11 protein-coding genes are annotated in these 14,934 nt (G+C 42.7%); 8 read left to right on the top strand and 3 right to left on the bottom strand.

Annotation, left to right across the window (positions count from 1 at the left end; genetic code table 11):
* Positions 1-43: 43 nt before the first annotated feature.
* Positions 44-826: a PEP-CTERM sorting domain-containing protein gene (locus C8R11_RS00330; RefSeq protein ID WP_107793974.1), complete on the top strand. Its 783-nt coding sequence runs from the start codon at positions 44-46 to the stop codon at positions 824-826.
* A 370-nt stretch (positions 827-1,196) separates the two neighbouring features.
* Positions 1,197-2,015 carry a calcium-binding protein gene (locus C8R11_RS00325; protein ID WP_107793973.1) on the top strand — a complete coding sequence of 273 codons (819 nt, stop codon included), beginning with the start codon at positions 1,197-1,199 and terminating at the stop codon, positions 2,013-2,015.
* A 149-nt stretch (positions 2,016-2,164) separates the two neighbouring features.
* Here the strand turns inward: C8R11_RS00325 and C8R11_RS00320 are convergent, their stop codons facing one another.
* Positions 2,165-3,349 carry an MFS transporter gene (locus tag C8R11_RS00320; RefSeq protein WP_107794172.1) on the bottom strand — a complete coding sequence of 395 codons (1,185 nt, stop codon included), beginning with the start codon at positions 3,347-3,349 and terminating at the stop codon, positions 2,165-2,167.
* Between the two features lie 186 nt (positions 3,350-3,535).
* Between C8R11_RS00320 and C8R11_RS00315 the strand changes: the two genes are divergently transcribed.
* The 6 genes from C8R11_RS00315 (at position 3,536) to C8R11_RS00290 (ending at position 11,362) form a co-directional block, all read left to right on the top strand.
* On the top strand, positions 3,536-5,236 hold the full coding sequence (locus C8R11_RS00315; RefSeq protein ID WP_107793972.1) for an IucA/IucC family protein: 1,701 nt from the start codon (positions 3,536-3,538) through the stop codon (positions 5,234-5,236).
* Positions 5,229-6,044, top strand: a complete 816-nt coding sequence (locus tag C8R11_RS00310) for a GNAT family N-acetyltransferase (protein WP_107793971.1) — start codon at positions 5,229-5,231, stop codon at positions 6,042-6,044. The genes C8R11_RS00315 and C8R11_RS00310 overlap by 8 nt, the downstream gene beginning before the upstream one ends.
* Entirely contained in the window at positions 6,041-7,777 is a 1,737-nt protein-coding gene (locus C8R11_RS00305) for an IucA/IucC family protein (RefSeq protein WP_107793970.1), read from the top strand. Before C8R11_RS00310 ends, C8R11_RS00305 begins: the two co-directional genes overlap by 4 nt.
* Positions 7,770-9,047, top strand: a complete 1,278-nt coding sequence (locus tag C8R11_RS00300) for a lysine N(6)-hydroxylase/L-ornithine N(5)-oxygenase family protein (protein ID WP_107793969.1) — start codon at positions 7,770-7,772, stop codon at positions 9,045-9,047. The genes C8R11_RS00305 and C8R11_RS00300 overlap by 8 nt, the downstream gene beginning before the upstream one ends.
* A 552-nt stretch (positions 9,048-9,599) precedes the next feature.
* Positions 9,600-10,649, top strand: coding sequence for a class I fructose-bisphosphate aldolase (locus C8R11_RS00295; RefSeq protein WP_107793968.1), 1,050 nt, complete (start codon positions 9,600-9,602; stop codon positions 10,647-10,649).
* A gap of 125 nt (positions 10,650-10,774) precedes the next feature.
* Complete coding sequence (locus C8R11_RS00290) at positions 10,775-11,362, top strand: c-type cytochrome (RefSeq protein WP_107793967.1); 588 nt, start codon at positions 10,775-10,777, stop codon at positions 11,360-11,362.
* 83 nt (positions 11,363-11,445) lie between these two features.
* Here C8R11_RS00290 and C8R11_RS00285 read toward each other — a convergent pair whose 3' ends face one another.
* Together C8R11_RS00285 and C8R11_RS00280 are read right to left on the bottom strand one after the other, a co-directional pair.
* Positions 11,446-12,528 carry a multicopper oxidase domain-containing protein gene (locus tag C8R11_RS00285; RefSeq protein WP_107793966.1) on the bottom strand — a complete coding sequence of 361 codons (1,083 nt, stop codon included), beginning with the start codon at positions 12,526-12,528 and terminating at the stop codon, positions 11,446-11,448.
* Between the two features lie 129 nt (positions 12,529-12,657).
* Positions 12,658-14,931: a hypothetical protein gene (locus C8R11_RS00280; RefSeq protein ID WP_107793965.1), complete on the bottom strand. Its 2,274-nt coding sequence runs from the start codon at positions 14,929-14,931 to the stop codon at positions 12,658-12,660.
* Positions 14,932-14,934 lie beyond the last annotated feature (3 nt).

The following is a 14,934-nucleotide window of genomic DNA, read 5'->3' as shown; positions in this document are numbered from 1 at the left end:
TTAACCAAATCAACCACAACACATAGAAATCAAGAGCAATATCATGACAATAACAACAGTTCTAATTAAATTTACAAAAAGCTTTATTACATTTTTGTTCATTTCAGTGCTCGGCATCAATGCAAGCCAGGCAACGTTAATGTTAAGAATAACGGATACACCACTTACAGGCGCGCCGACAGTTATCACGGCCACTGACCAAATAACCACTGGTGGAGCGAGCACAACACCCGATAATAGTCCGGGTATATTGGGTTTGCTCTCAACATCTTTCAGCACGCCAAATTTCTTTCTGACCGCCTCCTCAGGCGTATCAAAGCCCCTGCCCCCAAATACCAACACCCAGGCAGACCTTTTTTTGCGTGAACTTGCTGTCTCCTCTGCAAGCGGCGGCACACTCACCATTGAAATTTCAGATAATGATTTTATGCTGGATGGGTTGGGTGTTAACGGCTTTTTAAGCGCCGGAATTGCAGGAAGACTCGGCACAAATCCATTAAACACGGTTGAAGTAAATTACTTCTACAATACCTCTAATTTAAATTTTGATACGGTCGGCGCGACAACACTGGGCAATGGTATTTTCAGTGGCGGCAATGGATTTAATGGCAGCTATGGCCGAATTGCTGTCAATGACATTAACCAGCCTTTCTCCATTACCCAGATAATCAAAATTCATCTAGAGCCCAATTTTCAAATTATGTCCTTTGAATCCGGTCTGCAAGCGGTTCCGGCACCAGACACCCTGTTTCTGGTGGGACTGGGGCTGAGCGCTTTAATATTCGCCGCCCGACGACGCAACAAGCAGCAAGAACCATTTATATAACTCATCGTTTCCACAGCAGCATTTTGCCCTTAAAGAATGTTTGCACCTTTAAGGGCAAAATGCGAGCCACTTATACGCGGCACCTGATGCTTGCGACGCAATTTATATTCGCGTTCTAATCTTTAAAACAACTGTTTTATAACGTTGATCAGAATTTGAATATGAACCGGAATATAAATCTCAGGTTAAAAACACAAATAATATTGATAATCTAAATACAAATGATTATAATTCTCATTAATGTGAACAAACTAGTCTTGAATTGATTGAGATTGTTTTTAAAGTACTCATTTTTTCTTTACTGCTGATCACAGAGATAGCGCACGATAGTGTGACCAAACGAAAACCAATAATCAATTAGGAGTGAAGTATGACTGAAATTGTACGCGGCACTGGCCTTGTTTTTGGATCTAACGAAGGTGAAGTGATATGGACATCTGGTTCATCAGTAGTGCTTGCTGGTGGCGGTGATGACGGACTCAGGCTCGGTTACGAAAACGATGTTGCTTATCTGGGCGATGGCGACGACGTTGTTTACGCTGAAGCAGGTAATGACCTGCTATTCGGAGAAGCCGGCAACGATTTGATGTATGGCGGCTCCGGCAATGATTGGCTTGAGGGTGGCTTGGGCGCCGACCTTTTGTGGGGCGGAGTGGGCAACGATCAGTTGTTCGGTAATGAAGATGGCGATACATTGTACGGTGTGACAGGTACCAACGCTTTATATGGCTCACTCGGTAACGATTTGATTATCGGTGGTGATGGTACCGACGTTATTTTTGGGGGTGAAGAAGACGACGTTATTCTAGGTAACGGTGGAAACGACTGGATTAGCGGCGGTTCGGGTCACAATCAGATTTTTGGTCAGGCTGGCGACGATCTGCTCTATGGTTCAGGTTCACGAGACGATCGTTCGAATGAGCTTGTCTATAGAGGTGATGATGGTAATGACACGGTAAACAGTTTTAATGCCGAGACAGACCAGTTCATGATCGTCGCTGATATCAACGGCACAGGTATTCAGACCGCTGATGATTTTGCAACCCGCATTACCAGTTATGGAGAAGAAGGCAGCGATGACTTTGGAACCACAATTGATCTGGGTGGCGGCAGTACAATCCAGTTAGTAGGCGTATCGGTTGATGATGTCAGCGCTAATCTTACCGATTTCTTCACTGTAGCCGCATAATATTAATTTTATAGGGGAAAGAGCGCAGCGTAAATTTGTACCGCTGGGCTCTTTTTTGTGTTGACGGTATCTTTATTCGATGCAATGTCAAAATTATCGTATCTTCACTTAAAAGATAGTTTGATGTTAGTGCATAACAAACTGAACGTTTAAGCACTGGTTGTCAGCGCCCGCCGGAGTTTCGCGCTGGCAGGTATCGCCATAAGAGCAGATATTGCAGCGGCAACAAGCGGCAGGTGTGAAGCGATCTCGAACAAAGGACCGGCAATCGTTACACCCAGCAGATGCCCAAGAATTCGCGCAGTGTAAAGATCGGCACTGGCATGCGCCTGAGCTTTCGGATCACGGCCTGCAACAGCACCGGTAGCCGAGGCTGGCAGCAGCAAGGCAAGTGAAATCGCGATTAACATCAATCCTGCAGGCAATGTCGATGGATAGATAGCTGCAATAAACGCGCCCAACGCCATCCCTGCTGGAGACCAGATCAACAACTGACCGGGTTGGAGACGATAACGTAGACTTATGAATTGAGTAAGCATCATGCAGGCAGCTATGCTTGCGAGAAGAAGCGCTGTATAGATTAATGTGTTGCCAAGCGTAATCCCCCACTCAACGGAGAGATAAGGGCCGATAATGAACTCTGCGATCCCCAGACTCATGTGAACCAGAACTGCCGGCAGTACAATGGTAATTTCAGGCCATCGGTTTACAGGCGCGGCAAGCGATACATTGATTAATGGTATTTGCTCCCGGGGCAACAACAACAGCGCTGCAAGTGGCAATCCGATCAACAGCGCCAACACCATCTCAGATTGATACATTATCAGTCCTGACGCTATCAATGGAACCAGGACACGGGCAGCATTAATTGTCACGCTCATGTATGTCAGCGCTCTATGGCGAATCTGCTCAGACTCCGAGTGCTCACTGACCAGCCAGGCCTGTACTGTGGGATAAACACCCGATACGGTAAACCCGTAGATGAATCTTGTGACAAATAATGCGCTCAGCAGAATAAATGCGCCGAATATTTCGTAAGTACCGGCAAATAAGAGGACGACAAATAAAATTTGACTGATCGCCGCAACGGCCAGGAGTCTTTGCAGCAACTGACGACGCTGCCCCGGCATTATGCGTCTTGGCCAGACATATCCACCAATCAGAAATGCAAGCGCAGAAAGCCCCAGAACAGGACTCAGCTGACTGATCTTCAGTTCGGTCAACGCGATAATAATTGGCAATGCGATCACAAGTAAGCTCTGTGTGGCGCCTGTAATAGCAATTGGCAAAGCGAGCACTATTGGAGAGATCGCAGAAACTTCATGTTGGCTCATCAAGATTAAGAGAGTTAAAGTTAAGTTTAAAATCACAATAATAACAGTAATACAAATGATTTGCATTTACATTAATTGACTGCTATCTTATTGCATAACGCACTGAATAGTGGATCTACACTGTATTGGCGTAACTTATCACGCAAAATCCAAAAAATATGCTTATTCGCTGGATGTATATTGAAAATGAATCATCAGAATTTTAATACGAAGCAGCTTGCAGAAAAATTTTCTGCAACTGCACTGGTTAATTCTCTCCTGAGAGAATGGCATGATTTTGAAGTGGAAAATAATGAAATTGTATTTAGAAATGAACGCAAAACGTTAAGTATTGCACTTGAGCAATATTCTAATGTGGGTAGTCATGCTTATAAAAATGCTTTTTACAGAACCATAGACAGGAACAAGGAATCGCTAAGCTTTAAAATGTTTGTACAAGAGCTTTTCCAGATCATCAATAAAAAAGATGGTTTTCACGTGCTTTACCCACGCATCATGGAAAGCTACCAAAATCTGATAAAAATATTGATTTATAGAAAACCAGGCTATGGCGCCCTATTCCGAATAAAGCCTTTGTCTTTTATAGACGCTGAACAGGCACTCATACTCGGGCACAATTTTCATCCCTGCCCCAAGAGCAAGGAACAGTTTAAAAATCACGACCATCAGTTATTCGCACCCGAGTTCGGCAATGCATTCGCCTTAAAATGGGTTTTACTTAAAAAAGAATATTTTTTCCAAATGAATTCAAGTCATTTTGTTGATGAGGACTGGTGTGCCAATCTTTTTGAACAAGACCATCACGAAGTCGTTGACAGTCAATACAAGCCCTTTCCTTTTCATCCCTGGCAATTTAGAGTGATCAATAAACATCATGATATCGATACGTTAATAAAAAATAAACACCTGATACCGATTGAAAAAGAGGGCCTATTAAAATGGAAAGCGACGAGTTCATTGCGAACCATTTATTGTGAGAACAGCGATTATATGCTTAAGTTTTCACTTTCGCTCAGAATAACCAATTCAATCAGGCATTTGCAGGCAGTTGAAGTTGTCAGAGGACTTCAAGTCCACGAAGTCATGAATTCAACCAGCGGAAAGCAGTTTCTCACTGAGCATCCAAGCTTTCAAATATTGAACGAGCCTTCATTCCTGGCGATTAAGGGGCTGTCAAATCCGATTATCCTGGAAACAATCGTGCTTATCAGAGAAAATCCTTTCAAGGCGCATGACAAAAAAGAAGCCATCGTTTTGTCGACAATAACGCAACCCAATCCGTATCTGGACAAGGGATTTTTTTCATCGCGTAGTATAGATGCAAAAAAATGGTTTGGCCTGTATCTGGAAAATGTGCTTGATCCCTTTATTATGGCCCAAGCAGACTACGGCATCCTTTTTGGCGCGCATCAGCAGAATATCATTGTTCAATTAAATGACAATTATCCCTGCGGCGTTATTTTCAGAGATTGCCAGGGAACAGGCTATACCCGGCTTGGCTATGAAAAAATGAAAAACGAGACATTATCCCTCGACGTCAATAACGGTAATGTTCTAGATAACCCGATGGCACACGCGCTGCTTGGATACTATCTCATCATAAATTCAACATTCAGTTTAATCAATGCTCTGGCGGTACAACAGGCGTGTACCGAAGAAACGTTACTCAGGATGGTTCTAAAATACCTGCAGAATAAAAAAAGCAGTCATCTACTGGATTATTCCTTTATTGATTACTTACTGAATTCAAGCACGTTAAAACAAAAAGGGAATTTTTTTTGTTGTTTGAACGGCGTCAATGAAAATACCGAGAAGAACCCGTTAGATATCTATAACGCAATTGATAACCCACTCTATAAAATTTCCAAAGATTCTTGTAATGCATAGAACCGTTTCCACCATGAGAAGTTTTTTTCTGAATAACGAGGAACGATTAAAAGAATACTTCAGGCCCGGCGTTCAGGAAATAGAAGTTAACTCGAATAATCATAATATTATAATCAACCGCAGTGAGTTTTTTCAATTTTCCCCTTATTGGATAAAGCCGTCTGAAAACGATCTTTATCCAACAACCTGGATGAGAACTAACGATGTCTCCCACCCCGTGAGACACAACCCGGAGAAAAATACTTCGCTTTACGAGAGATACATTTATGAAATCAACAGAACAATCGTATTCAGAGTCATTGATCCGGCAAGAGATTTGGCTGTATTTTCTTCATGGCATAACAACGGACGTGTTTCGGAATACTGGGAGCTTGCAGGTACCCCCGAAAAACATCTCGAATATATAAAAAAGAACCTGGCCGATCCACATCTTATCCCGGCAATGCTGGAAGTCGATGGTGAGCCTGTTGGGTATTTTGAATTTTACTGGACGAAGGAAGACCGACTGGGGCCTTACTACGACAGCCACGATTATGACAGAGGCTTTCATTTTCTAATCGGAGAGAGAAAGTTCTTAGGTATCAAAAATACTGATGCAGTATTGAAATGCGTTGTTCACTACCTTTTTCTTGACGACCCGAGAACTTTAAAAATCATGGCCGAACCTCGCTCGGATAACAGAAAGGTGCTGCAATACGTAGATTCTTTTCCCGTATGGAGGCGAATAAAAGAATTCAGCTTTCCACATAAACACGCCGTGCTCTTGGAATGCACCCGGGAACGACTGTTTACCGGAGGGCACTTATGAGTTGGGAAACAGCGAACAGAAACCTTATCATTAAAGCCATCAGTGAACTGTATTTTGAAGAAATTTTTACTGATGAACTCAGTGAAACAGAAAAAAACACTTATAGTTTAAGAATAAATAAACAGGTAAATTACGCTTTCAAGGCATTTAAAAGCGTTTGGTGCGATCTCGTTATTGATGCAGATACACTAAAACGCAGTGATGGTCAGATGCTTGATGCTGCAAGGTTTTTTAAAGAAACGCAATATTTGACAAAAATGGGAGACATCACCCTCGCCAATTTTCTAGAAGAAATGTTCCATACGCTTTATAGCGATCAAGTTTTATTGCAAAAGCCGATATCTGTCGAAAAAATGTATCAACTCGATTCACTGGAGATAGAAACCTATCTCAATGGACATCCTAAGCTTATTCTCAATAAAGGGAGAATCGGCTGGTCTCCGGACGACCTGTCGGCTTTCGCACCAGAAAATAGTAACACGGTTAAGTTTGTTCGTTTAGCCATCAAAAAAAATCTGCTTACGATTAACTGCGCAAAAGAGCAATCTTTTGAGGCAATTGCAACTGCCGATTTGTCCAAACAAGCAATGAATCATTTAAAAGAAATATGTAATGATAATACAATTGATTTTGATTCTTATTATATTATTCCAGTACACGCTTGGCAGTGGGAAAATAAAATTCGAATCTTTTTTCAGAAAGATATCAGTAGTAAAAACATTGTCTTTCTTTCAAGCATCGGTGATTACTACAAACCGCACATATCGATAAGAACTTTTTCTAATTACAGTAACAGGCAGCGTTACGATCTAAAACTGCCCATTTCAATTTTAAATACCTCATGCGTTAGAGGCATTCCTGCACACTATATCTCAGTCGCTTCAGATATATCAGAAGGCATTGAATCCATTCTTAAGCAGGATGATGTATTAGTTGAAGCAAATACCGATTGTTTAAAGGATGTGGCCGCTTTCAGCTATGTTTCACCTGAATACAGCGATATTCAAGATGCGCCGTATCGTTATAAAGAATTTCTTGGCGCAATATGGCGGGAACCCAGTACAACCAAGCTCAAACAACATGAAAAATGCCTGATGACCGGATCACTCTCTTTTCAGGATAATAATGGAAATTCTTTAATCGGCCATCTGATAGATAAATCGTTGTTGTCCATCGAGCAATGGCTAGAACAGTATTTTAAAAAGGTGGTGATCCCCCTCTACCATCTTCAATCTCAATATGGGATCGGTCTTGTTGCGCATGGCCAAAACACATTACTGAAACTTAAAAACAGTATCCCGTCAGGCCTGATCATAAAGGATTTTCAGGGTGATTTACGATTCAATAAAAACTTGCCATCGCAGACAAGAAACAAATTCTCTGTACGCACATTGAATAAGATCGATTTTCTTCCTGCTGAACATATTATTTACGATTTGATAACCGGTCATTTTGTATCGGTGCTCAGATTCGTTTCCCAAGCACTTTTTATTTCACATCGTTTTAAAGAAACAAACTTTTATCACTTACTCGGTTCCGTAATTTCTGACTACGAAAAAAATTATCCGACTCAATCCAATGTGCCGAGTCTGATGACATCCAACTTTCACCGGATTCTCTTGAATAGAGTGCGTTTTGCAATCGGTTATCAGGATTCTGCACAAAGACCCAGACCAGAGCTTGGAAATCCGCTGAAAAATCCGCTGTTAGCAAAAGGCAATCACCATGGATAATATACTTGATCTCGCAGGCATCGGGATCGGTCCGTTCAATCTGAGTCTGGCTGCCGTTTCAGAAAAAAATAAATTTTTAAAAACCCATTTCTTTGATGAAAAGCCATTATTTCAATGGCACTCGGAAATTATTTTTCCGGACTCAGACATGCAAACGGCTTTTTTGAAAGACCTCGTGACCGGTGTCGATCCTACAAGTCCCTATTCTTTTCTAAACTATCTGGTACAGAATGGTCTTTTTCATTCATTTATGAATACCAACCGAAACGTCGTCACCAGAAAAGAGTTTGAGCTCTATTGTCAGTGGGTAGCCCAGCAAATGCCGGAAAAATTATCATTCAATTCTAAAATTGAAACGCTTCGTTATGACGGGAAATTTTTTACTATTGAGAATAAAGAAAAGAAATTTAAAACCAAAAATATATGCATTGGTACAGGAATCAGTCCCAAGATTCCGGCGTTTACCGTACCTTATATCAGCAAGACATTTTTCCATGCCAAATCTGCTTTTTTAGAAAGCTTGAATACGCATAATAAAAGTATCGTGATTATCGGCGGCGGCCAGACAGGTATTGAAGTTTTTAGAAATATATTAAAAGAAAAATGGGGCTGTGCAGAATCGGTAACGCTTGTTTCCAGCAGACCCAATCTGGAACCTTTAGATGAGTCCGCATTTACTAATGAGTACTTCAGTCCGAATTATGCAGAAGATTTTTTTACGATAAATATTGAACTGAAAAAACAAATTGTTAATTATCAAAAGTTGTCCAGCGATGGTAATACGCCAGCCTATTTACAGAATCTTTACAATGAACTTTATTATGCACAAAACGTAGTTAATTCTCAGATAAATTTCAAAATCCTTCCGTATCGACGACTCGAAAGCGTCAGCAATACCAACAGCTATTATGAACTCTGCTTGTCAAATCACTTTACACAAAAAAAAGAGCGCCTGAACGCTGACATTGTGATCTTATGTACCGGTTTTGAGAACAGTATTCCGAAATTCATCAATTCAATTAAACATTATATTCATTTTGATGAAAGTAACTGCTTTCAGGTAAATAAAGACTTCTCAATACAATGGGAAGGATCTGTCAATAACAAAATTTTCGTGCAAAATTTTAGCAGATATGAACACGGAATCTTCGAACCACAAACGAGCCTGATGGCATGGCGATCAGCGGTTATTACGAATGCTATTTCTCAAAAGACAATCTATCAAATCAATAATTTCGCTCCTAATTTTTTAAGCTATGAAAGCGTTTAGTCGCGCAGCTCAACAGCCCCCGATACTTGATCGGCTCTCTAAGCGATATTAAAAATTTATTAGCTTAGAGAAAAAATATCCGCAGTACCGCTGCAGCGTAAGAAACAGATTCTAAATGCACATTTATTATGCATTAATCCGCTATCTCACCTGTTGTTGCCTTACATCGCCCGCCCCGAAAATGTAAACATATGCATTTTTATAGCCAAATAAAGCCAGTTAGTGGACTCAGCCCAAACTCTATGAGCGACAGTTGATTAAAACTGTATGATGATACTGTGTCTGAGTATTGCGAGCCATAAATACCGTTTCTGGCAAGCCTGATTCAAAAAATACGTTTTACAAATATGGTTTTAGAGTTTTTACTAAAAGATCGTATTACAATGCGCATGTTGGCTACTCAAATTGAGTTTAATCAGCCATGGCTTGATTTTAGCCGACTGGACTGTCGATCTGCGTGAGAGTGGAATAGCAGTGAATTTTTTTGGAAAAGCTCAATCCCTTCATTCTGACACCCTTTATTCACCAATCTTGCAATCAAAAGGAAAGAAAATGACGACCATCACCACTATCCTGAAAGACGAGAGCGAAACACTCCTCGATCATATCTGCAAAGGCATTCCTAAAGACGGATTATACACTCCGGGTCCCGATTTCATTGATCGTGTATTCATTGCGAACAACCGCAAACCGTGTGTTTTGCGCAATCTTCAGGCGCTCTACAATCATGGGCGTTTGGCCGGCACGGGTTATTTATCCTTGTTACCGGTTGATCAGGGCGTAGAACACTCAGCCGGCGCATCCTTTGCACCCAATCCGATGTTTTTCGATCCTGAAAATATTGCCAAACTGGCTATTGAAGGCGGTTGTAATGGCGTCGCATCAACGCTGGGCGTACTCGGCAGTATTGCACGAAAATATGCGCATAAAATCCCGATGATTCTCAAGATTAACCATAACGAACTTCTGACTTATCCCAATAAATATGATCAAACCCTTTTTGCCAGCGTTGATCAGGCCTTCGATATGGGCGCCTGTGCAGTTGGCGCTACCGTTTTTTATGGTTCAGAAGAATCGCGTAGACAAATCCAGGAAGTGACTGAAGCCTTTGAACATGCACATGATCTGGGTATGGTCACCATTTTGTGGGCTTATACCCGCAACTCTGCATTCAAGAAAGCCGACAAAGATTACCATGTCAGCGCCGACCTGACCGGTCAGGCCAATCATTTGGCAGCCACCATCGGCGCCGACATCATTAAACAAAAAATGGCCATCAACAACGGCGGTTACAACGCCATTAAATTTGGCAAAACCAGTCCTAAAGTCTACGACGAACTGACGACAGGCCACCCGATTGACCTGGTACGTTATCAAGTTGCCAATTGTTATATGGGGCGCATCGGCATGATTAACTCAGGCGGAGAATCCGGCAGTGATGATTTACATCAAGCCGTTCGTACTGCAGTCATTAATAAACGTGCAGGCGGTATGGGACTTATTTCCGGACGAAAAGCATTTCAGAAACCGTTTGCAGAAGGCATAAAATTGCTTAATACTATTCAGGATGTCTATTTATCCAAAGAGGTGACAATAGCCTAGCACGCCATGTGAGCAGATCTCACGGATTAATTTCTCCCGCAATTAACATGGGATATGCTATTGTGACCGCGTATCTACAGATTTTTTATTTGTTCATCCACGCATAAGAATAAGGAGAGCAAAAGATGAAATTAATTGTTGGTCTGCTACTCGCATCACTGTTGGCAGCGGCATATGTCATGGGATCAGGCGCCTACAACATGGCAGCCACAGAAAAGCACTGGACGATTACCGAGAAAATGATTGAATGGGTGCGTGTCAATTCCATTTCAGCACGCTCAAAAGACCTGGAAATCCCCGTAATGAGCGCATCAAGCGACTTTGATTATGTGACTATAGGAGCCATGCACTATGATGCCATGTGCACCGCATGTCATCTTGCACCTGGGCAGGCAACCACTGAACTGGCACAAGGTCTCTATCCGCAGGCACCGGTGTTTCATCAGCGCATACCGCCTACCAGTCAGGAAGATTCACAGGAACAGATTAAAGCGTATTTCTGGGTTATTAAGAACGGCATCAAGATGACGGCCATGCCTGCCTGGGGAATTACACATGACAATAACGTTATCTGGGCAATGGCCTTTTTTGTTCAAGATTTAGCCGGCATGTCAACAGACCGCTACCATGAACTGACCAGCAAAAATGGCGGCAGTAGCACTGCTGAACATGACGACCACATGCATCACCATGATAAAGCACCGTTCGAATAAGCACTGTGCAGTGCATGCGCCTTTCATTGCAAAAATAATCAATTTTTGCAATGAAAAATCGGCTGATGTTTTTTAAACCGTTTTCATTTGACTGCAAAATGCGTCACCATACCAGCGCCAATATGATCATTGACATGGCAATGGTACATCCAGTCTCCCTGAGAATCGGGTCGCATATCAAGCGTTTTAGTAGCAGCCGGTAAAACTTCAGTCACATCCAGACGGTTACCATTATGTAGTAATGTTGCGCCGTGCCAGTGCGGCGTATGCAGATCGACTTCGGTGCCCATACCCAGAATATACCAGCGTACCCGTTCATGCTTAGCCATGACATAGCCCTGATTATTGCCATAAACCAGGCCATTCATACCATGCATCAGATTACTTTCCTGAAAATCTTCATCTTCCGGATCACAAGACCCACTGCAAGATGAAAGATTGACGTCGAGATAGCTGCTTACATTCTCATCGAATACCGTAAACAGCGTAACAAACTCCCGGTCGACATCTACAGGTGAACCATTTTGATCTCCGGCACCACGTTTAGTAATAATAATCGGTCCGATGAGTCCCGCATTGGTATCCACGGGCTCGTCAACATGACCGTGATAAATCCAAGCAATTGAACTGGGATCGTTGGGACCCGGGCCGGCACGTTCAGGAACATCCCATTGATAAGTATACGTTTTACCCGGTGCAACAATGTCATCTCTTTTATGATTATTACCATCGTCATAAGATGCCCCTTCATGGGCTTTGGTATAGAAAACACCGTGAGGGTGAATGTTTGCCGGGAAGCGCGTATTATTTTTAAAATGAACAATAATTCGATCACCCACTGTGGCGCGGATGATAGGTCCAAGGATGCCCAGATGCTGCTCTTCAACGCTTCTCGGTTTTAATGCTGCAAAACCAGCCGTGTATTCTCGATATACGGATTTTAAATAACGACGCCCAATCCCCGCCTCCACAAATACGCGCTCATCGTCGGTAAATTCTTGTCCCGACATCGCACTAACAGGAAAAGAAGGCGCATAATCCCAATTTACCTCATCTGCAGCTATCCAATAGACTTTTTCCTTGGCTTTCTTCGCCCAAACCGGATTACTCAATAATTCGAACAGTACAATTACTATCGCTATGCGATAGATTGTTTTCCAACACATCTGATCACCCCTTTATTCATAAAATTACAGGCAATACCCGTTGCTAAATATGCTCAAATCAATTCACTCGCTCAATAATAAGAAAAAGCACCTTGTCAGAAGAATTTTCCTGACAAGGTGCTTTGAAGATCAGATCAGTGTATTTGCGTATTCCGCAAGCAATCCGGTTATGGACTGTTGTGCGGTAACTCCTTTTGCCTGATCATTATTTGCACCAGCTTCGATTAGGTCCTGCAGGGCATTTTCTATTTTTACGCGTTTCGTTGCATCCAAACGTAATTCCAGATCCGGCAGTATGATTTGCGTATAAAGTGCTGCTATCTCAGCCACCAATTTTGCCTGTTCACTGTCTGAACCCAATGCTTGTTCGAATTCAGTCAGCTCATTATTAACCAAACCAATTAACGCTTTGCTAATTTCACTGACTATCTGGTTTGCATTTACAGCCGACAAATCACCGGATAACTGAGACTTAATTAAAGCATTCCCACTTGGATTAAACCGAGATACTGCCAACTCCACAATACGATAAAAATAGATACCTTCGACCTGCTTTTCCAATGCTTCATCAATATCGCGCGCTCTGTTCTCAACAATACCTTCCACCTCACGCAGCACGCCGATAAAATAACTGCGCACTAAAGGGGCTACAATTCTTTCACTTGCAAGGACAATCTGCTCCATTCCATCAGAAGCCGCATTCACTATGGCATCTTTACCCAGTATAAATGCCAGTGTTATTCGACTGTCCAAATAGGGATTGCTGCCGGATTCGATGGATTGCCTATCAGCGGTTAACACTTTGTTCTCTCGGGCTGTTGTGCCTTTAATCGCCTGAAAAGCAGCGAACGCCCTATCCCATTCCAGTTCTAATTCGGATACAGATAGATCGCCAAACGAATTCAGCACAAGCACGACACGATTATGCAGCGTCAAGACAAAAACACGTTGCAAAGTTTTATCAATGACCTGTGCCGCAAGCGGCACCTGCTGGTTATTGCTGATATTGTCTATGGCGGCAAGGATATCGGCATCCATGGCCAGTCCGTGGATACTATCGATAAACTTTGTTAATTGCTGCAATTCACCTGTATACGCATCCATAATAGCCTGGGCATCAACCGGAGATTGTCGACGCAATGCACCGATAGTCTGAAATGATGTTACTGCCGCATCGACAAAAGGCGTGTTCTGAGTTTGTTCATAATCTGCAACATTCAGTGTCTGCTCATACGCCAGCAAAATATCCGTTGCAGTCCGGCGTGCCTGTTCGGCAATTGCTGCATCCATATCATTGCTAGCCGCTTTAAGACTGTTTAAGGCGGTTTCCAAAGAAACGCGTGACGCGGAATCCAAACGCAATTCAAGATCGGCGAGGAAAGTGTTGGCGTACAAAATTGCTTCTTCTGCGACTTCCAAGGCTCGTCCGCGGTTATCCAATATGCTCGCTTCATTGGCAGTCAGTTCCGCGCGTACGCGACCTATGAATCCCTTACTGAGTTCACTGACTATCTGGTCTGCTTCAACCTGCGCCACATCCCCTGTAAACTGCGCCTTAATCAATTCACTACCCATCGCATTTTCCCGGGTAATAAAATCTTCAATAATCCGGTAAAAATTCTCACCTTCCTTCTGTTTTTCTCTGGCTTCTGCAATATCCCGATTGCGGTTCGATATGATACCCTCGACCTCCCGTAACACGCCGATATAATATGCCCTGGCCAACGATAAACGTATGATCTGCCGTACAATGCTGATCTCGATTTTATCTTCTGCCAGATTTTGTTTATTTAACGCATTTCTGCCGCGCTCAAATGCCATACCGATCTGAATATCCAGCGTTGGATTATCACCGGTTTGTATGGATTGCCTGTCGGCCGTAAGCACTTTATTTTCTCTGGCAGCAGTCCCTTTTATCGCTTCGAATGCGGCAACGGCTTCATTCCATTTTAAATTCAATGTTTCTGTGTCAGTCACATCAAAATCGTCACGTACAGCAGTAACGCGATCGAGAATAGTCAGGAAAAACACATGTTGCAAGGTTTTATCAATTACCTGTGCCGCCAGTTCGGGTTCATTGTTGCTGCCGATCTCATCTATCGCGGCCAATACAATACCGTCAAGTGCCAGATCATTGGCTGCATCGGCCTGTTGCGCCAGTGCCTGAATTGAATTCACATAGGCACTGCGTATGGCATCGGTATTGATCGGATCTTCTCTTCTGAGCGAACCGATCTCCTGAAATGCCGAAACAGCCGCGTTAACTTCCTCTACCGTTGTTTTCGATATTGTTTCAAGCGTCGCCGCATACGCGGCTGTGCTGTCATGGTTTACTGCAAAATGACCCCCCGTCATAACGACAAGACCACCGGCCAAAACAATCGTCTTAAATTTTTGAATCATAAA

Origin of the sequence: Nitrosomonas aestuarii, assembly GCF_003046585.1 — a bacterium.
GTDB classification, from domain to species: Bacteria; Pseudomonadota; Gammaproteobacteria; order Burkholderiales; family Nitrosomonadaceae; genus Nitrosomonas; species Nitrosomonas aestuarii.
This window is presented reverse-complemented; position numbering and strand designations above follow the sequence as displayed.